Below are 21,934 nucleotides of genomic sequence, written 5' to 3' on the forward strand. Positions count from 1 at the left end.
TCCCCCCGCCTCAAATCACAGGAACAGACAAGAATCCACAATGCGGCCGGTGTAAACAGTCCCCCTGCAAGGGGAGGATTTGGAACTTCCCTTTCGTCTCCGGCCGCGCGACACTCGCCGCCATGATCGGCCGTCATCTTCGCATCACCGGACGCGTGCAGGGCGTCGGATATCGCTACTGGTTTCTGGGTCGTGCCGAAACGCTGGGGCTGACCGGCTGGGTCCGCAACCGGGACGACGGCGCGGTCGAAGCGGTGGTCCAGGGGCCCGAGGACAAGGTCGCGGCAATCGTCGCCGAGGCCCGGTCGGGACCACCCGCCGCGCGGGTCGATCAGGTCGACACGACCGGGCAGCCGGTCGATGCCATGCTCACCCGATTCGAGCAGCGGCCGACATGCTGATCGCGCTCTTCCTCGCCCAGGCCGCCGATCCCGCCGTCACGCGGCGTGTCGACTCGGTCCTCGCCCGCGCGCCGATCGTCGACGGGCATAACGACCTGCCCTGGGAGCTGCGCGACACGGGCGTCACCCCCGATTCGCCCTCGCTCGCGACCGACACCGCCGCGCTGCCCCATCCCCTCCAGACCGACCTGCCCCGGCTGAAGCGCGGCGGGGTCGGCGGGCAATTCTGGTCGGTCTGGATTCCCGCCGACGTCGCCGGCCCGCGCGCGGTCGAGATGACGCTGGAACAGATCGACCGCGTCCACCGCCTCGTCGCCGCGCATCCCGACCGGATGGCGATGGCGCGCACCGCCGGGGACGTCCGCCGGATCGCGCAGACGGGCCGCATCGCCTCGCTGATCGGGGTCGAGGGCGGGCATCAGATCGACGGGCGGCTGTCGGTGCTGCGCCAGTATAAGGCGCTCGGCGTCGCCTATCTGACGCTGACCCATGGCCGCAGCCTGGCCTGGGCCGATTCGTCGACCGATGCCCCACACGCCAACGGGCTCAGCGCCTTTGGCCGCGCGGTCGTGGCCGAGATGAACCGGATCGGCATGATCGTCGATGTCGCGCATGTCTCGGACGCGACGATGGCGGCGGTGCTGGACGTCAGCAAGGCGCCGGTCATCGCCTCGCACTCCGACGCGCGCGCGCTGGCCGATGCGCCGCGCAACATCCCTGACGATCTGCTCCGCCGGATCGGCGCGGGCGGCGGGGTGGTGATGGTGAATTGCTATCCCGCTTTCCTGTCGAGCGCCTGGCGGGCCTGGGACGCGCGGCGTACGGCATTCGCGAAATCGGTCGGCGTGCCCGCCAATGTCTATGGCGCGCGCTCCCCAGCGCCGCTGATCGCCTGGGACGCCGCGAACCCCGCCCCGCGTGTGACCGCGACGATGGTCGCCGACCATATCGAGCACATCGCCCGGATCGCAGGGCGCGGCGCGGTGGGCTTCGGCGGCGATTATGACGGGATCAACGGCACCGGGCCGGAGGGGATGACCGGCGTCGACGGCTATCCGCTGGTGCTGGCCGAACTGGTCCGGCGCGGCTGGAGCGATGCCGATCTGGCGGGTCTGACCAGCGGCAATATCCTGCGCGTGATGGCGCAGGTCGAGGCGGTGGCGAAAGGCCTCAGTGCGACAGCACCGGACGATTCGATCGATCCGCTGGCCCGCTGAGCGTGTCTCCGGCGAATCGCATCGCGACCAGCCAGATCGCAAAACCGCCCAGCGCCAGCCCGCAGCCGACATAGCCGGTCGAGGTCCAGCCCAGCCCGTGGGCGATCGCCAGGCCGCCCGCCCAGGGGCCGATGGCGTTGGCGGTGTTGAACGCCGAGTGGTTGAGCGCGGCGGCCAGCCCCTGCCCCTCGCCCGCCACGTCCATCAGCCGCGTCTGGAGCACCGTGCCCAGCGCGCCGCCCAGCCCGATGGCAAAGACATTGGGCAGGATCGTCCACAGGCTTCCCGCCGCCAGCGGATAGAGCGCCAGCATCGCCGCCGACCAGAGCAGCAGCCCCCCAGCCGTCGGCATCAAGGCGCGGTCGGCGAAGCGCGGCACGACGATATTGCCGATCGTCATCCCCAGCCCGAAGACCGCCAGCACCAGCGGGATGGTCGCGGTGGACGTGCCCGTCACCTCGGTCAGCGTCGCGGCCAGATAGGTATAGACGGCGAACATGCCGCCAAAGCCGATCGCCCCGATCGCCAGCGTCAACCAGACCTGCCCGCGCCCCAGCGCCGCCAGTTCGCGCCGGATGGTCGCGCCCTCGTCCGGCCGGTCATGCGGCGCGGCGATCCAGACCAGGGTCGCGGTCAGTAGCGCGAGCCCCGCGACCACCCCGAACACCCAGCGCCAGTTGAGCCACTGCCCCAGCATCTGCGCCAATGGTACGCCGATGACCGTCGCCACCGTCAGCCCCAGCATGATCCGCCCGACCGCGACTGTCCGCCGATCCTCGGGCACCAGCGAGGCGGCGACCAGCGCGGCGATCCCGAAATAGGCTCCGTGCGGCAGGCCGCTAAGAAAGCGGAAGAACAGCATCCAGTGATAATCGGGCGCCAGCGCGGACAGGCCGTTGCCGACCGCGAACATCAGCATCAGCGCGATCAGCAGCGTGCGCCGCGCCAGCCGGGCCGACAGCACCGCCAGCATCGGCGCGCCCACCACCACGCCCAGCGCATAGGCGCTGATGACATGGCCCGCGGTCGGCGCATCGATGCCCAGCCCGCGCGCCAGATCGGGCTCCAGGCTCATCGCGGCGAATTCGGTGGTGCCGATCGCAAAGCCGCCCACCGCCAACGCGGTATGGACGATGCCGGGGGGAAATGTCCGCGCCATCATGCAGTCCTTTCGCGAACCCATATGTTGCACCGCAGCACAGGGTGCAACCGGGGAGAAGCTTCTTTCTGATTTTGAAGGGGATTTTTCGTCCCCCGGGGTCGCGATACCGGTTCGCCCGGTACGGCCGCGATTTTGACGTTGAACCGGCCAAATCGGACAGGCAGTCTTCCGGTCGGCAAGGGGAGATTGCCGGGGGTGGACGGGATCATCGCGGGGATCGATGTCGTCACGCGTGAGCTGTTGCTCTTCGCGGGCGCGGGGCTGTTGATCGGGGGATTGGACGATCTGCTGGTCGACCTGCTGTATCTGGTGCGGCGGATCGGGTTTCGGGACGCGGCCCCGCTTTGCTGCGACGATCTGCCGCCGCCGACCGCGTCGGGGCGGATGATCGTCTTCATTCCCGCCTGGGACGAGGCCGAGGTGATCGGTGCGATGCTGACGACCGCGCTCGCGCGGTTCGATCATGCCGATTACCGGCTTTATGTCGGGCTCTATCCCAACGACCCCGCTACGATTGGCGCGGCGGCGGATGTCGCGGAGCGGGATGCGCGCGTCCGGCTGGTCATCGGTGGTCGCGACGGACCGACGACGAAGGCGGATTGCCTCAATAGCCTGTGGCACGCGCTCGAACGCGACCGCGACGTCGAAGCCTTTGCGGTCAAGGCGATCGTCCTGCACGACGCCGAGGATGTCGTGCATCCGGCCGAGCTGTCGGTGTTCGACTCGCTGATCGAGGGCCGCGCGGTGGTGCAGTTGCCCGTGCTGCCGCTGGTGGTGCCCGGATCGCGGCTGGTGTCCGGCCACTATGCCGACGAGTTTTCGGAGAGCCATCGGAAACAGCTGGTCGTCCGGACCTGGATCGGGGCGGGGATGCCGCTGGCGGGAACCGGGTGCGCGATCGCGCCCGCGATGCTGGCGGAGATCGCCGCACGGCGCGGCGGCGATCCGTTCGATTCGACCAGCCTGACCGAGGATTATGAACTGGGGCTGCGGATCGCCGAGCTGGGCGGCGAGGGATTGTTTGCGCGGGTGACGGACACAGACGGCAAGATCGTCGCCGTCCGCGCCTTCTTTCCCGCCGACCTGGTCGCCTCGGTCCGGCAAAAGGCGCGGTGGATGACAGGCATCGCGCTGGTCGGATGGGACAGGACCGGCTGGGGTCGGCCGATGGCACTGGGCGATCACTGGTGGCGGCTGCGCGACCGGCGCGGACCGCTGGCCATGCTGGTGCTGGCGGCGGCCTATCTGGGGTTGTTCGCCGACGCGCTGGCGATCGTCCTGCACGCGGTCGAGAATGTCGCCCGGCCGCCGATCGATGCCGGACTGCGCTGGCTGTTCCTGGCCAACGGACTGCTGCTTTGGTGGCGACTGGCGGTGCGGATGCGCTTTACCGGGCGGACGTACGGGGTCCGTGAGGCGTTCTGGTCGCTGCCGCGGTTCATCGTGGGAAACTTCGTGGCGCTCGCCGCCGCGCCGCGGGCGATGATCCGCTATCTGCTGATCCTGCGCGGACGGCCGGTGATGTGGGACAAGACCCGGCATGTCTTTCCGGACATGGCCACCCCGCCATGAGCGGGCGGCCGCTGCGCTTTCTGGGCGGTACGCTGGCGCTGTGGACGCTGGGACGGGTCGCCTTCCTCCTGCCGTCCGACAAGGCGCTGGTCTTGGCCAGCCCGATCCCTCCTGCCAAAGCGACATCGCCGGGACAAAGGGCAAAGCCGGTTCGGCAGCCGGTCATCATGGCAGATCGAGAAGCGATCCCGAGGACGCGGGCCCACAGCCCTGCGCTCGCAGAGCCGTCCGCATCATCGACGGCAGCCCCGCATGCTTCGGAGCCGGAAATGCCTCCGGAAGGCGAACTTCACCCCTTGCCTTCCTCTCCTATCCCGCCCTCTTCTGTCCTGCCGTCATGGCCCGCCCAACCGGCGCCGCCGGACCGATGGAGCGCCAGCCTGTGGGCGGTCGCGCGTCCGGGCAATGGTGCGCCCTTGCCCGGTGGTCAGCTGGGCGGATCGCAGGCGGGACTGCGGCTGCTACGACGCCTGGACCGCGAGGCACACCTCGCGGCGAGCCTTCGGGTTTCCGCACCGCTGGACGGGATCGGGTCGGAGATAGGGCTGGGGTTCGACTGGCGGCCAGCGCGCGCACTTCCGCTCCGCATCATCGTCGAACAGCGGCTGGCACTCGATTCGGGGAAGAACGGCACCGCGATGCTCGCCGTGACCGGCTTCGGCCCGCGTCCGGTGGCGCCGGGGATGATCGTTACCGCCTATGCGCAAGGCGGCGCGGTGGCCCGCGCCCGGATCGAGCCCTTTGCCGACGGCGCGGCCAGGGTGACGACGCCGCTGGCGGCCGGCATCGACCTCGGTTTCGGCCTGTGGGGCGGGGCGCAGCGCGAGGTGCGGCGGCTGGATATCGGTCCCACATTGGGGGTGGGCGTGCCGCTCGCCGGGCGGTGGGTGCGCCTGTCGCTCGACTGGCGACAGAGGATCGCGGGGCGCGCCGCGCCGAACTCGGGCCCGGCCCTGTCGCTGACGGGCGATTTCTGATCCGCCGATACTGTTCGGCAAGGCCTATCGGGCTATAACGCCGCCGTGGACCTGTATCTTCCGATCGCCAACCTGTCGGTCAACGCGCTCGTCATCGTCGCGCTGGGCGCGGGCGTGGGCCTGTTGTCGGGCATGCTGGGGGTCGGCGGCGGGTTCCTGACCACGCCGTTGCTGATCGTCTATGGCATTCCTCCCACCGTCGCCGCCGCCTCCGCCGCCAGCCAGGTGACGGGGGCCAGCGTCTCGGGCGTGTTCGCGCATTTCCGACGCGGCGGGGTCGATGTGAAGATGGGCGGGGTGCTGGTCGCGGGCGGCATCGTCGGGTCGTTCGCGGGGGCCTGGATCTTCCGCCTGCTCCAGGCGAGCGGGCAGATCGATACGGTCATCGCCATCGTCTATGTCCTGATGCTCGGCTGGATCGGATCGGTCATGGCCCGCGAGGCGACGAACGCAATCATCGCGCAGCGTCGGGGCGTGGCCCAGCGCGCGGCGCGGCGACGGCATCACCCGATGGTTGCCGCCCTGCCCTTTCGCACGCGATTCTACGCCTCGGGGCTCTATATCTCGCCGCTGGCGCCGCTGCTGCTGGGCTTCTTCATCGGCATCCTGACCATATTGCTGGGCGTGGGCGGCGGGTTCATCCTTGTCCCTGCGATGATCTATATTCTGGGCATGGCGACCAATGTCGTGCTGGGCACCTCGCTGTTCCAGACGCTCTTCGTCACCGCCGCCGCGACCATGGTTCATGCGACCACGACCAAGGCGGTCGACATCGTGCTGGCCGCACTGCTCCTGATCGGTTCGGTGACGGGCGCGCAGGTCGGGGCGAAGCTGGCGACCAACGTCAAACCCGAATATCTCCGCCTGGCGCTGGCGGTCATCGTCCTGCTCGTCGGGTTGCGCATCCTGCTGGGGCTGGTCTGGCGGCCCGAGGAGATCTTCACGGTCCAGCTGATGTGAGGAAGGCCGCGCTCCTGACGCTGCTCGCGCCGCTGCTGATGGGGCAGGCCAAGCCGGTGCTGGTCCCCGACGTGTCGCAGCGCGATATCGAGATCGTGTACAGCTTCACCGGCGCCGAGCTGCTGCTGTTCGGCGCGATCCTCTATCCCGGCGGTCGCCCGCCCAGCGACGACCGGCCGACCGACATCGTCGTGGTGGTCAAGGGCCCGACCCAGTCGATCCTGATCCGCGAGAAGGAGAAGATCGCCGGGCTTTGGGTCAATGCCGGGCGGCTGCGCTATCAGTCGGCGCCGTCCTTCTACGCCATCGCCTCGTCCCGCCCGATCAACCGGATCGTCGACGACCGGACGCGCGCCATCTACGAACTGGGGCTGGACAGCCTGCAGCTTTCCCCCGCCTCCAACGCCCCCGCCAATGTGCAGGCGCGGTTCCAGGCCGGGCTGGTCGACCAGCGCCGCCGGGCGGGGCTATATGTCGAGGCGCCGCGCGCGGTCGAGATCACCGACAATGTCCTCTACCGCGCGCGCGTGACCATCCCCGCGCGCGTGCCGGTGGGACGCTTCACCGCAGAGACGTTCCTGATCCGCGACGGCCGCGTCCTGGCCGCCGCGGTGCGCGATATCGACATCCGCAAATCGGGGTTCGAGCGGTTCGTCGCGCGCGCCGCCGACCGCGCCGCCATCCCCTATGGCCTGACCGTGGTCGCGCTCTCGGTGCTGCTCGGCTGGACCGCCGGGTGGATCGCGCGGCGGGTCTGAGGCGGGATCGATACGGCTTCTTAAGTCTTTGATCCCTAACGGTCGGGGCTGATTCCTCCCCTGACCGGATATGTGCTGGCCGATGCACGCCCCCCTGCCCCGACCGTCCGATACGCTTTCCCATGACACACCCGCGATCGGCTGGCTGCTCGGCATCGCGGGGGCGGGCGGGCGCGTCCTGCTCGACCGCGAAGCACTGGCCCTGCTGTCCGGCCATGCCGATCCCGTGCTGGCACAGGCCGGGCAGGTCGCGACCCCGGTCAAGCTGCGCCATGGCGAGCGTTGGATCGTGGGCAGCATCCGCTCGCTGACGCTCGACCCGGCACAGGACGCCGCCGCCATCGCCGCCGAGATCGAGCTGATGGGCGAGGCGATGCGCAACCCCGAGACCGGCGAGCTGTACGGCTTTCGACGCGGCGTCACCGCCTATCCGATGCCGGGCAGCACCGTCCATGCGGTTTCGGTGGCCGAGCTGGCGGCGATCCATGGCCAGCGCCATGCCACCACCGTCCGGATCGGCACCGTCCATCCGGGGCGCAGCGTGCCCGCGATGCTGGCGGTGGACGCGCTGCTGGGCCGCCATTTCGCGATGCTGGGGTCGACCGGCACCGGCAAGTCGACCGCGACCGCGCTGATCCTGCACCGCATCTGCGCGCTCGCGCCGCTGGGCCATGTCGTGATGATCGATCCGCACGGCGAATATGCCCGCGCCTTTTCCGACCGGGGCGAGATCCACGATGTCGGCAATCTGCGCATGCCCTATTGGCTGATGACCTTCGAAGAGCATGCCGAAATGCTGCTCTCCGCCGGTCCGGCCGAACGCCAGGCGGAGGTCGACATCCTGGCCCGCTGTCTGCTCGCCGCGCGGATGCGCAACCGGGCGGCGGCCGAGCTGCCCCGCGTCACCATCGACACCCCCATCCCCTATCTGCTGTCCGACCTGACCGCCGCGATCGCGCAGGAGATGGGCAAGCTCGACCGCGCGGGCGACACCGCGCCCTATCAGCGGCTGAAGGCGCGGATCGAGGAGGTGAAGGGCGATTCCCGCTATGCCTTCATGTTCTCCGGCATGCTGGTCGCCGACACCATGGCGGCGTTTCTGGGGCGCATCCTGCGCATGCCGGGCGGATCGCGGCCGATCTCGATCATCGACCTGTCGGGCGTCCCCTCCGAGGTGACGAGCGTGGTCGTCGCGATGCTGGCGCGGATGATCTTCGACCATGCGATCTGGTCGCGGCCCGAGGATCGCCGCCCCGTGCTGATGGTCTGCGAGGAGGCGCATCGCTATATCCCCGCGCATGCCGAACGCCATTCGGCGGCGGGGCGCATCCTGTCGCGCATCGCCAAGGAGGGGCGCAAATATGGCGTCTCGCTGGGGCTGGTGACCCAGCGTCCGTCCGATCTGGCCGAGGGCGTGCTGTCGCAATGCGGCACGATCATCGCGATGCGGCTGAACAACGAACGCGATCAGGCGGTGGTCCGCGCGGCCATGCCCGAGGGCGGGCGCGGCCTGCTCGACACCATCTCGGCGCTGCGCAACCGCGAGGCGATCCTGTGCGGCGAGGGCGTCGCCCTGCCGATGCGCGCGAGCCTGGACACGCTGGACGAAGAGCTTTGCCCCGCCTCCGGCGACATGACGATCACCGAGCTATGGGCGCGTCCCGCCCGCGGGGATGCGATGCTGGCCGACACCGTCGCCCGCTGGCGCGGGGCGGGGAAATAGCGGCTCAGCGACCCGGCTGAACCGCCAGCAGCGCGCGAACTTCCTGGCGGAAGGCGCGCAGCCTGGCGCCCGACAGCGCGGCCATGCTCGTCAGCTTCAGGCTATAGGGATTGACGGTCACGCCGTTCTTCCACACCTCCCAGTGCAGATGCGGCCCGGTCGACATGCCGGTCGAGCCGACATAGCCGATCACCTGCCCCTGGCGGACGCGCGCGCCCGAGCGGACCGTGAAACGGCTCATATGGCCATAGCCGCTGGCGATCCCGCCCGCATGGGTCAGCTTCACGAAATTGCCATAGCCGCCCGATCGCCCGGCAAACTGGACGACGCCGTCCATGATCGCATGGATCGGCGCGCCGTAAGGGGCGCCGATATCGGTCCCCTTGTGCATCCGCATGAAACCCAGGATCGGGTGCATCCGCTTGCCGAAGGACGAGGTGATACGCCCCGCGACCGGCACCGCCATCGCGCTGCGCCGTTCGCCCTGGCCGTTGACGTCATACCAGGGGCTGTCCTCGTCCCCCGCCAGCCGTGCGAGCTGCATCTGGCGACCGCCATGGTTCAGCCCGACGAACAGCAGCCTGCCCAGCCGCGTTTCGCCGGTGGCGGCGCGTTCGCGTTCGATGATCAGGTCGAAACTGTCCGAGCGCCGGACATCGCGCCCGACCGACAGCCGCGCCGACAGCGCCTTGATATAGGCCTCGACCGCCTTGGCCGGGGCGCCCGCCGCGCGGACCGAACGGTACAGGCTGGATCCGACCAGCCCTTGGAGGCGCAGCGGGGTGCGGTCGATCGCGATAGGCTGCTTCGTCATCGCCAGCCCCTGCGCGGTGCGGGTCAGCGTGACCGCCAGGTCGAAGCGCGCGCGCAGCGTCATCGATTCCAGCGGCCGCGCGACCGTCCGGCTGGGTCGCCGCCCCAGCGTCAGCATGACGCGGGTGCCCGAGGCGATGTCCGCACCGTCCGTCGCCTGCGCGACCAGATCGGCCGCCGCCTGCGCCTGGTCGCGCGCCACCCCGGCGCGTTGCAGCACGCGCGCCAGCCGGTCGCCCGACCCGACGGTGGCGGACAGTTCCACCACCGGCCGCTCAGGCGCTTCGGCCAGATTGGCCACCAGTTCGTTCGCCGCCATGTGCCGACCGCTATCGGCCCCCAGCGCCAGCGGTGCGATCGCCTGCGCCCGGGCATTGCTCCGCGCCTCTCCGGTCCATGCGGCGGGCGAGGGGGACAGGATCGGGCGATGAAAGCCCGGCGTCATCGCGATCGTCGCGGCGCACAGCCCGGTGCACGTCGCCAGTCCGCGCCACCAGGCACGACTGCCGATCTGCGCGCCCAGATCGGGCACCCAGTCGATGCCGCGCAATTCCGCGCGCCAGCGTGCCAGCCATCCGCCGGGGATCGGCGCCAGCGCGGTGCCCGGCAGCCGGACGGCCGTTCCGCCCGAGCCGAAGCCGCCCGAGGCCATCAGTGTATCGTCGGTGGTCAGGAACATGGGTGGGTGATGCGTCCGTCTGTCGTCGATCAGCGTCGCCGATCCCCCCGGCGCACGAAAGGGCCGTGCGAACCCGGGGCCGCAAAGTCAAACGCCCGCGCCGCCCCCCGCCCCGATGCTGCGACCGGGCGTGGCCGGTTCGGGCCGAAACCGGCCCGACATCCGCCATCTTGCTTCATGCCGTTGCAACCGGCCGCGCAAAGCCCGATGTAGGGATCATGACCAGCCGCGTATCGGGCACCGTGACGGCCGTTCTCGGGCCGACCAACACCGGCAAGACGCACCTCGCGATCGAGCGGATGTGCGCGCATAGCAGCGGCATCATCGGCTTTCCCCTCCGCCTGCTCGCGCGCGAGGTCTATGACCGCGTCGTCGCGCTGAAGGGACCGGAAAAGGTCGCGCTGGTGACGGGCGAGGAAAAGATCGTTCCCCCCGACGCCCGCTGGTTCCTGTGCACCGCCGAATCCATGCCCGACCGCGACGTCGCCTTTGTCGCGCTGGACGAGGCGCAGCTGGGCGCCGATCCCGAGCGCGGTCATGTCTTTACCGATCGGTTGCTGCACGCGCGCGGCCGGGACGAGACGATGATCCTGGGCTCCGAGGCCCTGAAACCCATGATCCGCGCGCTGGTGCCCGAGGCGGAGATCGTCGCACGGCCGCGCTTCTCGACCCTGTCCTATGCGGGCGCCAAGAAGATCAGCCGCCTGCCCAAGCGCTCGGCCATCGTCGCCTTCTCCGCCGAGGAGGTGTATGCGGTCGCCGAGATGCTGCGCCGCCTGCGCGGGGGCGCGGCGGTGGTGATGGGGGCGCTGTCCCCGCGCACCCGCAACGCGCAGGTCCAGATGTTCCAGGCGGGCGAGGTCGATTATCTCGTCGCCACCGACGCGATCGGCATGGGGCTGAACATGGACGTCGCGCATGTCGCCTTTGCCGGGCTGCACAAGTTCGACGGCCGCCGTCGCCGTCGCCTGACCGTCTCCGAAATGGCGCAGATTGCGGGCCGCGCCGGGCGGCATCACCGCGACGGCACCTTCGGCGCGCTGGCCGAAGAAGGCCCCGACGCCTTTCTTCCCGAAGAGATGCTGGCGATCGAGGAGCATCGCTTCCCCCGGCTCGACCATCTCTATTGGCGCGACGGCGATCCCGACCTGTCGAGCATCGATGCGCTGATCAAGAGCCTGGAGCGCAAGCCCGAACCCGGCGTGCTGCGCGCCGCGCCGCTCGCCACCGATTTGCAGGTGCTCAAGCGGCTGGCCGACGAGCCCTGGGTCCGCGACCGGGTGCGGCGGCCCGCCATGGTCGCGCGGCTGTGGGCGGCGTGCGGGATTCCCGATTTCCGCAAGGTCGGCATCGATCCGCATGCCCGCTTCGTCTCGCGCGTGTTCGGCCATCTGTCCGAGGGGCTGGGCCATGTCCCGCACCAATGGTTCGCCGACGAGATCGCGCGGCTGGACAGCATGGCGGGCGATGTCGAGACGCTGGCGGGGCGACTCTCCGCGATCCGCAGCTGGGCCTATATCGCGCAACGCGCCGACTGGCTGGCCGACCCGAAACATTGGGCCGAGCGCACCCGCGAGATCGAGGAGCGACTGTCCGACGGGCTCCATGCCAGCCTGACCCAGCGTTTCGTCGACAAGCGCACCACCGCACTGATCCGCCGCATCGGCGCGGATGCGGGCGCGCTACCCGTCACGATCGGCCCTGAGGGCGAGGTGCTGGTCGAGGATCATGCCATCGGGCGGCTGGAGGGGTTCCGCTTCACCGTCGAGGCGGGGGCGCGGGCGAACGACAAGAGGCTGTTGCTGGCGGCGGCCGAAAAGCGGCTCGGCACCGAGCGGTCGCGCCGGGCCGAGGCGCTGATCGCCGCCGAGCATGACGCGATTGCGATCGTCGAGGAGCGGCTGGTCTGGGAGGGGCACGGCGTGGCCCGGCTGGTGGCGGGCCCGTCACTGGGGCGGCCGGTCGTGCGGCTGGAGCGCGATCTCGATTGCCTGAGCCAGCCGCTTCGCGAGCGAGTGAAGGCGCGCCTCGACGGCTGGGTGGCGCGGGCGCTCGACCGGAACGTGCCCGCGCTCGTCCGGCTCGCCGCCCTGGCGCGCGAGGCCAAGGCGTCGCCCGCCTTGCGCGCCGTCGCCGCCGCGCTGGAGGATGCGGGCGGGATCGTCCCGCGCCAGCCGCTGCGGCTGATGATCGATGCGCTGTCGCCCGAGGAACGGCGACGGCTGCGCGGGCTGGGGATCACCATCGGGACGCTCGACATCTTCGATGCGCGGCTACTCAAGCCCGCCGCGGCGGCGTGGCGGCGCACGCTGATGACGCTTTGGGGACAAAGCCCCGAACTGGCGCGGATCGGTGCGACCACCCTGCGCCGTGACGAGCCGGGGCGCAGCGTCGCCTCGGGCTTCCGCCCGCTGGGCGACCAGGCGGTGCGGATCGATCTGGTCGAGCGAATCGCGCGCGCCACCCATGACGCGCGGCAGGGGCGCGGACCGTTCGCACCCGACCCGGCGCTGGCGACCTCGATCGGGCTGGAACCCGCGACGCTCGACCGGCTGATGGGCGATCTGGGTTTCCGCAAGGTGCGTGGCGACGTCGAGGACCAAGCCCCCCGCTGGATCTGGCGGGGCCGCCCCCCTGCCCGTCCCGCGCCGCGCGTCGAGGCACGCCCCGGCAACGCCTTCGCCGCGCTAGCCGACTGGGGACGGCCTTCGTGAGTCCCCTTCACCTCGCCACCCCGGCGAAAGCCGGGGTCCAGTTGCGATGAAAGTCATGGCTCGCCACCCGGCTGCATGGCGACTGGGCCCCGGCCTCCGCCGGGGCGGATAATATGTTTTGGATTTTTCTGATGGAAAGGACCGGCTGACCCCATGACGAACCGCGCCCCTGCCCCCGAGTCGATGCGGCTCGACCGTTTCCTCTGGTGGGCGCGGATCGCCAAGTCGCGGGATACGGCGCAGGCGATGGCGTGTGACGGGCATTTCCGGATGGATGGGCGCGCGATCGACCGGGCGCATGCGCCGGTACGGATCGGCAGCATCCTGACCTTCGCGCATCATGGCCAGGTGCGCGTGCTGCGGGTCGAATCGCTCCCCGTCCGGCGCGGACCGCCCGCCGAGGGGCGCGCCTGTTACTGCGATCTGGTCACTTCCCCGGTTTCAAGCCCTGTTATGGTTTCAAGCGTTGACGGATCGCCATACGCGGCATAGCAGCACGCGTTCGTACCTTGGGAGTTGTCATGACCTACGTCGTCACCGATGCCTGCATTCGCTGCAAGTATATGGACTGTGTCGAGGTGTGTCCCGTCGACTGCTTCTATGAGGGCGAGAACATGCTCGTCATCAACCCGTCCGAGTGCATCGACTGCGGCGTGTGCGAACCGGAATGCCCGGCCGAGGCGATCCTGCCCGACACCGAGAGCGGTCTGGAACAGTGGCTGGAGCTGAACAACACCTTCTCCGCCCAATGGCCCAACGTCACGCGCAAGCTGGACCAGACCCCGCCCGACGCCGATGCGATGAAGGGGGTCGAGAACAAATATGAGCAGTTCTTCAGCCCCGAACCCGGTAAGGGTGACTAAGCGGGGCGACTGAGCGGGGATAACGACCGGAGTCGACCGATCCGCACCGGCGCCGTCCTGCGACGGGTAGCCATGCGGATATGCTGGTAATTTTGTTGCGACCATGCTATATGGTTCCGCGACGGGCCTAGCTTTTTCTCGCGACGGCCCGCCTTGATGTGTTCGACCCTTCCTTCCCGAGGCCGGCTTGATCAGTGGACCCATTTCCACTCGTTCGGCGCTCGCGCGAAGGCCTTGATCCGGAAAGGCCCCCAATGGCTGCCAAGGCGCTCCACTTCGACGTCGGTGACTATGTCGTGTATCCCAAACATGGCGTGGGCCGCGTCATCGAGCTGCAAAAGCAGGAAATCGCAGGGATGCAGCTCGAACTCTATGTGCTGCGGTTCGAAAAGGAGCGCATGACGCTCCGCGTTCCCACCAACAAGGCCGAGTCGGTCGGCATGCGCAAGCTGTCCTCGGACAAGACCATGCGCGAGGCGATGGAAACGCTGAAGGGCAAGCCCAAGGTGAAGCGCACCATGTGGTCGCGCCGCGCGCAGGAATATGAAGCCAAGATCAACTCGGGCGACCTGGTGTCGATCGCCGAGGTGGTCCGCGACCTGTTCCGTGCCGACGACCAGCCCGAGCAGAGCTATTCCGAGCGGCAGATCTTCGAGGCCGCCACCAGCCGCCTCGCGCGCGAACTCGCCGCGATGGAAGAGGTGGACGAGCCCCGCGCCCAGGAAAAGATCCTGGAAATCCTGCGCGCCGCCGCCGCCATCTACAACAAGGAAAAGCCTGCGGCCTGAGGCCGTTCGCCATTTCCGAACCGAAAAGGGCGGTCCCGATGGGGCCGCCCTTTTTATTTGCGCCCCTGCCCCGACCGCGTGTATTGTACGTGCAATACACAGGAGGTCGCCCATGACGAAGTCCCTCGCTCTTCCCTCGCTCCTGGCCATCGTCGCGCTGGCCATCCCCACCGCCGCCTGTTCCTTTGAAAGCGAGGCGCGGGGGCAGGACATTCCCGCACAGGGATCGGGCGGTGCGCGCAGCTATGCCGCGACCGCCTTCACCAGCGTCGAGTCGAGCGGCAGCGATCCGGTCGACATCCGGGTCGGCCGCGACTTCTCGGTCCGGGCCGAGGGGCCCAGCGCCGAACTCGACCAGCTGCGCGTCGCGCGCGACGGCGACAAATTGCTGATCGGGCTGAACAACGGCGTGCATTGGGGCAAGCGCTCCGGCGTCCGGGTACTGGTCACGCTGCCCCGCCTGACCGGCGCCGGAGTCGGCGGATCGGGCCGGATGACGATCGACCGGGTCGAGGGGGCAAGCTTCAAGGGCGGTGTCGCGGGCTCGGGCGATCTCGCCATCGCCGCGATGCGGGTGGGCGATGCGGATTTGGGGATCGCCGGATCGGGTTCGATCAGCGCCGCCGGCACCGCCGATACGCTGAAGATCGGGGTCGCCGGATCGGGCAGCCTCAACGCCGCCGGTCTGCACGCCCGAAAGGCCAAGGTCGGGATCAGCGGATCGGGTGATGTGACCGTCCGGGTCGATGGTCCCGCCCAAGTGGGTCTGACCGGGTCGGGCAGTGCCGATCTGGGTCCGAATTCGGTCTGCACGGTCGGCAAGGCGGGTTCGGGATCGGTACGCTGCGGACGGCAATAAGGACCGCCCGGCGGCGCTTGCCGAGCGGCGCGATCGGGACGAGGATAGGGCGATGCGTCACCTTTTGCCGTCCGCTCTGATCCTGGCCGCCCTGATCCCCGTCACCGGCGCCGGGGCGGCGGATCGACGGGTCGACCTGAGCAGCTTCGACTCGCTGCGGGTCGAGGGGGCGTTCGTCGTCGCGCTGACCACCGCGCCCTCGCCGCGCGCCATGCTGTCGGGGGATGCGGAGACGCTGCGCCGGGTCGATGCGCATGTCGCCGGGCATAGCCTGGTCGTCCGGATGATGCCGGGCGATCCCGCCATGCGACGCCCGGCGAGCCAGCCGGTTACGCTGACCCTCGCCGCGCCGCCGCTGTCGGCGATCACCGTCATCGGCGGATCGCGGATCACCGCGCAGGCGCTGCGCGGCCCCGGCCTGAGCGTATCGATCGCGGGACCCTCCGATGTCCGGATCGACCGGGTGGAGGGCGAGCAGCTGGCCGTGTCGCTGATGGGATCGGGCAGGCTGGCGATCGGCGGGGGGCGGGTCGGCAAGGCGCGGCTGGCGGGCAACGGCACCGTGACCATCGCCGCCGAGGGGCTGGAGGTCGGCGACCTGGCCGTCACGCTGGAGGGACCGGGCGAGGTGACGGCGCGGGCCCGCTATAGCGCGACCATCGCCAATAACGGGCTGGGCCGAGTGACGGTCGACGGCACGCCCAAATGCCGCATCCTCGGCGGCGGCGGCGGCACGACCCGCTGCGGCGCGCGATAGGATCAGACGGGCGCCCCCACCCGCCGCGCCAGAAAGGCGTCGATCGCCGCCAGGGCGTTGGCGCGGACCGGATCGGCCTCGCGCAAGATCTCATGCGCGCATCCCTGGCCGAAACAGACCAAAGTGGCGTTCGGCATCCGCGCCGCCACCCGCCCGGCGGCGCGCGCATCGACCAGCCGGTCGGCCTGCGCCACCAGCATCAGCACCGGCGTCTCGATCCGCGCCAGCCCCGGATCGTCGCGAAGCGCCGCCGTCGCGCGGAAAGCCTCCGCCACCCAATGCCAGCTGGGCGAGCCGAGACAGAGTTCGGGCCGCATCCGCCGAAACGCCTGCTGGTCGGCGAAGCGCGCAAGGTCATGGGTCAGCCGCTTCTGCCGGGCGGTGGCGGCGGCGGGCGTCTCCAGCCGACGCCAGGCGGGGCGGAAGCGATCGCCCCGCCCCGCCTGCCAGCGGGCGAACCGCGTCCCCGCCCATTGCCCGATCGGCGAGCGCATCGCGATCATCGGCGCGACCAGCACCACCGCATCGGGCGCGATCCGCCCGGCCGCCAGCGCGGCGAGCGTGACGAACCCACCCATGGAATGGCCCAGCACGACATGCGGCCCCTCGCCCTGCGCCACCCAATCGGCATGGAAGGCGGCCAGATCGTCGATCAGCCGGTCGAACCCCTCGACATGCCCGGTATCCCCTTCGGCCAACCGCCCCGATCCGCCCTGCCCGCGCCAGTCGAATGCGGTCACATCCCACCCCAGGGTGCGGAAATAGTCGATCGCATCGCCATATTTCTCGATCATGTCGGCGCGCCCGGTCTGGAACAGCAACCGCCCGCGCCGCACGCTGCCCTCTGCGTGCGGACGATCATAGCGCCGATGCACCCAGCCGTCCGGGGCTTCCCAGGTGGACAGCCATTCGGCGGACCAGTGCGGTGATGGCGCCACGGACTTTCCCTTCACGGCGGAGGACGGAGTCCGGTCGCTACCGCCCTTCCCGCCGCTTTTTATGACAGGCGGATCAGAAGAGCGACCATTCCAGGATGGCGGGCTCCCTGGCCTGCACCGTCATGCGCAGGAAGCGCGCCGTGACCGGATGGCGCAGCACGATCGGCGACCCGCTCACCCCCTTCGCCGCCGCGACCTCGCGCCACTGGCGGCCGTTGGGCGATGCCTCGATCCGGATATCCTGCGGCTGGATCACGAAGGCCGGACGAATCCGGCTTTCGCGGATCGCGCGCATCCGGCCGAGATCGGCGGTCAGCACCGGCGGCTGCCCCGCTTCGGGCCGCCAGGCGGTCGCATAATTGTCGTCCGCCGCCAGCGCCGCCGCCCCCTGCCCCGTCCAGCGCAGCCCGCGCGTCCGCTGCGCGGCGAAGGCGGGGATGGCCGGGTCATGGCTGGGCGCGACCTGCGCCAGCGTCCCGTCGGCGCGCACGGTCAGCGGATCGACCGCCACCTGCCGCAACACCCGCTCGCTGCCCATCACGAAGGGCAGCGCCTGTCGGTGATAGAGGATATAGGATCGCCCCTGGTCCGCGAAGATCGCGTGATGGCCGGGGCTGATGATCTGCTTGCCCGCATCGGTCTGCAGGATCGGGCTGTCGGCGGCCTCGGTGAACGGCCCCATCGGCGAGCGGCCGACCGCATAGCGGACCTTGTACGTGTCCTTGGTCGTGTTGCCGTCGCTATAGGTCAGCAGATAGCGGCCCTTCTCCTTCACCATGAAGGGGCCTTCGAAATAATTGGCCGGGGTCACGTCGCGGGGTTCGCCGTCGAAATGCACCATGTCGGGCTTCAGCTTCACGACGAAGCAATGCCCGTTGACCCAGTTCAGCCCCGATCCCCAATAGAGATAGGCCTGGCCGTCATCGTCGACGAACGCCTCGGCGTCGATCATGTGATATTGGGGCGCGAAATCGCGCGCGATCAGCGGCTTGCCGCCATTGGCATCGGCCCAGGGCCCCGCCGGCGACGGCGCGGAGCCGACCCACACTTCGCTGCCGACCGAGACATACATGTACCAGCGGCCGTTCGCCGCCTTGACCACCGAGGGCGCCCAGACCTTGGCATCGCCCGAGGTCGGGCTGGTCGCCGCCTGCTTGGTCGGCCAGTTCGGCTGAGAAAAGGTCCAGTCGCGGCCATTGTCCGAGGTCCAGAGCCCCAGCCGGTCGTCGCCCCAGGGATCGACCGTCGCGAAGATATACCAACGCCCCCCATCGCGCACGATGGAGGGGTCGGCGAAATAGCCGGGCAGCAGCGGATTTCCCGCTCCCGGACTGTTCCATGAAAGGTCGCGCCGGGGCGTGGCGGACCCCGCCGTCCCGACGAACGCCACAGGGGCGAACAGGATGGCGGCGAGCAGCGCCCCGGCGCGGACCTTCATCAGCGCAGGTCCAGCATCACGACCGACTTGGCCGGGATCTGCACGCTCAGCGTGCCCCCCGACAGCGTCGCGCCGCTGAACGGCTGCGGCGCGACTTGGCTGGGCGCGTCGAACGTGTTGTGCGCGTCCATCGTCGCCCCCGTCAGGATACGGCCCGACACCTGCGCGGCGTTCAGGCCGTCCAGCTTGACGGTGACGGTCGCGGGCTGGTTGGGATCGACATTGGTCAGGCCGACATGGACCACGCCCGCCTTGTCGCGCACCGCCGAGGCGCTGACCGCCTTCATCACCCACTGGTTCTTGCTGTACCAGCGCGACTGGACATCGACCGGCAGGACGGTGGCGTCCTGATAGTCCTTGTACATGTCGAACACCCAATAGGTCGGCGTCTTCACCATCCGCGCGCCGTCGGTCAGCAGCATCGCCTGGAGCACATTGACCATCTGCGCGATATTGGCGCCGCGCACCCGGTCGGCATGCTTGGCGAAGATGTCGAGGTTCAGGCTCGTCACCATCGCGTCGCGCAGGCTGTTCTGCTGGAACAGGAAGCCGGGATTGGTGCCGGGCTCGACATCATACCAGGTGCCCCATTCGTCGACGAGCAGCGCGACCCGCTTCCGGGGGTCGTATTTGTCCATGATCGCCGCGTGGCGGGTGATCAGCTCGTCCATCTTCAGCGTCTTGGACAGGGTGCGCGCCCAGGCCTCCTCGTCGAAGCCGGTCGCCGCGCCCTTCTTTTCCCACGAGCCGGGGATGGTGTAATAATGGACGCCGATGCCGTCGAAGTGGTTGCCGGCCTCGCGCATCATCACCTCGGTCCAGTTATAGTCGTCGCTGTTGGCGCCGCTGGCGATTTTCATCAGCTTCTCGCCCGCGGGCACCTTCAGGAAGGTGGAATAGCGGCGCGTCACGTCGGCGGCATATTCGGGGCGCATATTGCCGCCGCAGCCCCACAGCTCGTTGCCGATGCCGAACATCGCCAGCTTCCATGGGCGGTCGCGGCCGTTCCGGCGGCGCTCCTCGGCATAGGTCGATTTGGACGGGAAGGTCATATATTCGACCCACTCGGCCATTTCGGACGGCGCGGACGAGCCGACATTGCCCGAGACATAGGCTTCGGCGCCGACCAGCTCGGTATAGTTCATGAACTCGTTGGTGCCGAAACTGTTGTCCTCGGTCACGCCGCCCCAGTTGGTGTTGACCTTGGTCAGGCGCTTCGCCTGCGGACCGACGCCTTCGCGCCAGTGATATTCGTCGGCGAAGCAGCCGCCCGGCCAGCGGATCACCGGCACGCGAATCGCCTTCAGCGCGTCGATCACGTCGCGGCGATAGCCGTTGATGTTGGGGATCTTGCTGCCCTTGCCCACCCAGATGCCCGGATAGATGCCGGTGCCCAGATGCTCGGCGAACTGGCCGAAGATGTGGCGGTCATAGACCGCGCCGGGACGGTCGCCATGCACCGCCACCTGATCGCCGCCGCTCGTCGGTGCCGTCTGCGCGGTTGCCGACGCTCCGTTCAGCGACAGGGTGGCGAACGCCGCCGCGAACAGAAACTTGGTTGCCCTTTTCATGGATTCTCCTCTGCCTGATGCGGGCATGATGGATTATTGTCCGAGTAAAAAACAGCCCCCTTTCCACCATGGATTGACGCGATCATCCCCTCGTCCGCTAAGATGCCTGCGTAATCGGGTCAGGCGGGGAGCAGGCGATGGGGTTTTGGGCGGATCGGGCAAGGCGCGGTGGTCGGGTCGCGGCCATGCTGGGGATGATTTTGTCGGCGTCGTCGGTGGCGGCGCAGTCGCCCGCGCCGGATCGGCCGGTGCCCGTCACGCTGCGCCCCGCCATCGATCGCCCCTCGACCGTGTTCGAGGGCTGGGGCACCGCGCTCGCCTGGTTCGCGCATGTCACCGGCGGCTGGCCCGAGGCGGAGCGGACGCGGCTGGCCGATCTCTTCTATGGACCGGGCGGCCTGGGCTGGACGATAGCACGCTACAATATCGGGGGCGGCAATGCCGCCGATACCAAGCCCTATATGAAGGTCGGCCGCGCGGTGCCGGGCTTCTGGCGGCAGCCCGCCGGTGTGACGGGCAAGGACTGGTGGCGGCCCGAGGACCCCGCCATGTGGGACTGGAATCAGGACGCCAACCAGCGCTGGTGGCTGGACGCGATCCGGGTGCGGGTGAAGCAGCCGATCTTCGAGGCCTTCTCCAATTCGCCGCCCTGGTTCATGACGGTCAGCGGCCGCGTGTCGGGCGCGGAAAAGGGCACCGACGACAATCTGCGCCCCGGCATGGAGGGCGCCTTCGCCACCTATCTGGTCCGCGCGACCCGCGAATTGCAGCAGCGCCACCATATCGCCTTTCGCACCCTGTCGCCGGTCAACGAGCCCAACACCGATTACTGGTTCGCCGCCAACACGCAGGAGGGCGCGCACTGGTCGCCCCGGCGACAGGCAATGATGATCGACGCGACCGCCGCCGCGCTGAAGGCGCAGGGCCTGGCGACCGTGGTCGGCGCGCCCGACGAGACCGCCTCGCATCTGTTCGTCGAGGACTGGGCCGCCTATCCGCCCGCGACCCGCGCGGCGATCGGCCAGCTCAACGTCCACAGCTATGGCAGCGTCCACCAGACGGCGGTGCGCGACATTGCGCGATCCTCGGGCATCCGGCTGTGGATGAGCGAGAACGACACCCCGCTGTCGCGCGATCCCGAGGACTTTACCGGCATGGCGACGCCGCTGGCCTTTGCCGAGCATGTCGTGGGGGACATCAAGCGGCTGGAACCCGCCGCCTGGGTCTTCTGGCAGGCGGTCGAGGATCTGAGCACCCGCGACGGGCAGAAGGGATCGAACTGGGGCATCGTCAAGGCCGACCTGCAAGGCGCGGCGGATCGTCCGCATGCGATTCACGTCACCGGCAAATATTGGGCGATGGCGCAGTTCAGCCGCTTCATTCGGCCGGGGGATCGGCTGGTGCCGGTGGACGATATGGACACGGTCGCGGCGCTCTCGTCCGACGGACGGCGGCTGGTGCTGGTCCATGTCAATCCGGGGCTATCCCCGCGCCCGCTGACCGTCGCGGTGCCGGGGCGGTGGCAGCGGCGGGTATTCCTGACCGATGCGGGGCATCATGCCGAGGCGGTCGATTCGACGGTGGCGCCGCCGCGCTCGATCGTGACGCTAGTTTTGACGCGGTAGTTCGGAACGGTCGGGGCGTGGCCTTCGACTTCGCTCAGGCTGAACGGCGTGAGGGAATAGAGATGCCCCCCAAACCCCGTTCAGCCTGAGCGAAGTCGAAGGCCAAGGGAATCACATCC

At 69.2% G+C, this 21,934-nt stretch carries 19 protein-coding genes; 14 read left to right on the forward strand and 5 right to left on the reverse strand.

The window, feature by feature from the left end; genetic code table 11:
- Window positions 1-122 precede the first annotated feature (122 nt).
- Together ACFX59_RS15295 and ACFX59_RS15300 are read left to right on the forward strand one after the other, a co-directional pair.
- A complete protein-coding gene (locus tag ACFX59_RS15295; protein ID WP_387433370.1) occupies window positions 123-401 on the forward strand; it encodes an acylphosphatase in 279 nt (92 codons plus the stop codon).
- The gene (locus tag ACFX59_RS15300) at window positions 395-1,618 is read left to right on the forward strand and encodes a dipeptidase (protein WP_387433373.1); all 1,224 of its coding nucleotides are present in this window, start codon (window positions 395-397) and stop codon (window positions 1,616-1,618) included. The genes ACFX59_RS15295 and ACFX59_RS15300 overlap by 7 nt, the downstream gene beginning before the upstream one ends.
- On the opposite strand, the gene ACFX59_RS15305 is transcribed toward ACFX59_RS15300, so the two are convergent.
- Window positions 1,572-2,777, reverse strand: a complete 1,206-nt coding sequence (locus ACFX59_RS15305; RefSeq protein WP_387433376.1) for an MFS transporter — start codon at window positions 2,775-2,777, stop codon at window positions 1,572-1,574. The genes ACFX59_RS15300 and ACFX59_RS15305 overlap by 47 nt on opposite strands.
- Window positions 2,778-2,975: 198 nt before the next feature.
- On the opposite strand from ACFX59_RS15305, the gene ACFX59_RS15310 reads away from it, so the two are divergent.
- The 5 genes from ACFX59_RS15310 to ACFX59_RS15330 all read left to right on the forward strand — a co-directional run bounded on the left by ACFX59_RS15310 (window position 2,976) and on the right by ACFX59_RS15330 (window position 8,770).
- Window positions 2,976-4,352, forward strand: coding sequence for a glycosyl transferase family protein (locus tag ACFX59_RS15310; protein WP_387433378.1), 1,377 nt, complete (start codon window positions 2,976-2,978; stop codon window positions 4,350-4,352).
- A gap of 416 nt (window positions 4,353-4,768) precedes the next feature.
- A complete protein-coding gene (locus ACFX59_RS15315; RefSeq protein WP_387433381.1) occupies window positions 4,769-5,329 on the forward strand; it encodes a hypothetical protein in 561 nt (186 codons plus the stop codon).
- Between the two features lie 45 nt (window positions 5,330-5,374).
- Window positions 5,375-6,289, forward strand: a complete 915-nt coding sequence (locus ACFX59_RS15320; protein WP_387433384.1) for a sulfite exporter TauE/SafE family protein — start codon at window positions 5,375-5,377, stop codon at window positions 6,287-6,289.
- Between the two features lie 38 nt (window positions 6,290-6,327).
- On the forward strand, window positions 6,328-7,047 hold the full coding sequence (locus tag ACFX59_RS15325; protein WP_373424719.1) for a TIGR02186 family protein: 720 nt from the start codon (window positions 6,328-6,330) through the stop codon (window positions 7,045-7,047).
- Between the two features lie 82 nt (window positions 7,048-7,129).
- Entirely contained in the window at window positions 7,130-8,770 is a 1,641-nt protein-coding gene (locus ACFX59_RS15330; protein WP_387433387.1) for an ATP-binding protein, read from the forward strand.
- 4 nt (window positions 8,771-8,774) lie between these two features.
- Here ACFX59_RS15330 and ACFX59_RS15335 read toward each other — a convergent pair whose 3' ends face one another.
- Window positions 8,775-10,262, reverse strand: coding sequence for a peptidoglycan DD-metalloendopeptidase family protein (locus ACFX59_RS15335; protein ID WP_387433389.1), 1,488 nt, complete (start codon window positions 10,260-10,262; stop codon window positions 8,775-8,777).
- 218 nt (window positions 10,263-10,480) lie between these two features.
- Here ACFX59_RS15335 and ACFX59_RS15340 point away from each other — a divergent pair, with 218 nt between their 5' ends.
- The 6 genes from ACFX59_RS15340 (at window position 10,481) to ACFX59_RS15365 (ending at window position 16,243) form a co-directional block, all read left to right on the forward strand.
- Complete coding sequence (locus tag ACFX59_RS15340; RefSeq protein WP_387433392.1) at window positions 10,481-12,976, forward strand: helicase-related protein; 2,496 nt, start codon at window positions 10,481-10,483, stop codon at window positions 12,974-12,976.
- Between the two features lie 153 nt (window positions 12,977-13,129).
- Window positions 13,130-13,468, forward strand: coding sequence for a S4 domain-containing protein (locus tag ACFX59_RS15345; protein ID WP_387433395.1), 339 nt, complete (start codon window positions 13,130-13,132; stop codon window positions 13,466-13,468).
- Window positions 13,469-13,497: 29 nt separating this feature from the next.
- The gene (gene fdxA / locus ACFX59_RS15350) at window positions 13,498-13,839 is read left to right on the forward strand and encodes a ferredoxin FdxA (protein WP_125959090.1); all 342 of its coding nucleotides are present in this window, start codon (window positions 13,498-13,500) and stop codon (window positions 13,837-13,839) included.
- 254 nt (window positions 13,840-14,093) lie between these two features.
- Window positions 14,094-14,627, forward strand: a complete 534-nt coding sequence (locus ACFX59_RS15355; RefSeq protein ID WP_042486954.1) for a CarD family transcriptional regulator — start codon at window positions 14,094-14,096, stop codon at window positions 14,625-14,627.
- A 112-nt stretch (window positions 14,628-14,739) separates the two neighbouring features.
- Entirely contained in the window at window positions 14,740-15,486 is a 747-nt protein-coding gene (locus tag ACFX59_RS15360; protein WP_387433399.1) for a head GIN domain-containing protein, read from the forward strand.
- Window positions 15,487-15,538: 52 nt separating this feature from the next.
- The gene (locus tag ACFX59_RS15365) at window positions 15,539-16,243 is read left to right on the forward strand and encodes a GIN domain-containing protein (protein WP_387433402.1); all 705 of its coding nucleotides are present in this window, start codon (window positions 15,539-15,541) and stop codon (window positions 16,241-16,243) included.
- Between the two features lie 2 nt (window positions 16,244-16,245).
- Here ACFX59_RS15365 and ACFX59_RS15370 read toward each other — a convergent pair whose 3' ends face one another.
- The 3 genes from ACFX59_RS15370 to ACFX59_RS15380 all read right to left on the reverse strand — a co-directional run bounded on the left by ACFX59_RS15370 (window position 16,246) and on the right by ACFX59_RS15380 (window position 20,190).
- On the reverse strand, window positions 16,246-17,181 hold the full coding sequence (locus ACFX59_RS15370) for an alpha/beta fold hydrolase (protein WP_387433405.1): 936 nt from the start codon (window positions 17,179-17,181) through the stop codon (window positions 16,246-16,248).
- Between the two features lie 73 nt (window positions 17,182-17,254).
- Window positions 17,255-18,619 carry a family 43 glycosylhydrolase gene (locus ACFX59_RS15375; protein WP_387433407.1) on the reverse strand — a complete coding sequence of 455 codons (1,365 nt, stop codon included), beginning with the start codon at window positions 18,617-18,619 and terminating at the stop codon, window positions 17,255-17,257.
- Entirely contained in the window at window positions 18,619-20,190 is a 1,572-nt protein-coding gene (locus ACFX59_RS15380; protein ID WP_387433410.1) for an alpha-N-arabinofuranosidase, read from the reverse strand. Before ACFX59_RS15380 ends, ACFX59_RS15375 begins: the two co-directional genes overlap by 1 nt.
- Window positions 20,191-20,375: 185 nt before the next feature.
- Here ACFX59_RS15380 and ACFX59_RS15385 point away from each other — a divergent pair, with 185 nt between their 5' ends.
- On the forward strand, window positions 20,376-21,815 hold the full coding sequence (locus ACFX59_RS15385; RefSeq protein WP_387433413.1) for a glycoside hydrolase: 1,440 nt from the start codon (window positions 20,376-20,378) through the stop codon (window positions 21,813-21,815).
- Window positions 21,816-21,934 lie beyond the last annotated feature (119 nt).

This window comes from Sphingomonas sp. NCPPB 2930 (assembly GCF_042867205.1).
Classification (GTDB): Bacteria; Pseudomonadota; Alphaproteobacteria; order Sphingomonadales; family Sphingomonadaceae; genus Sphingomonas.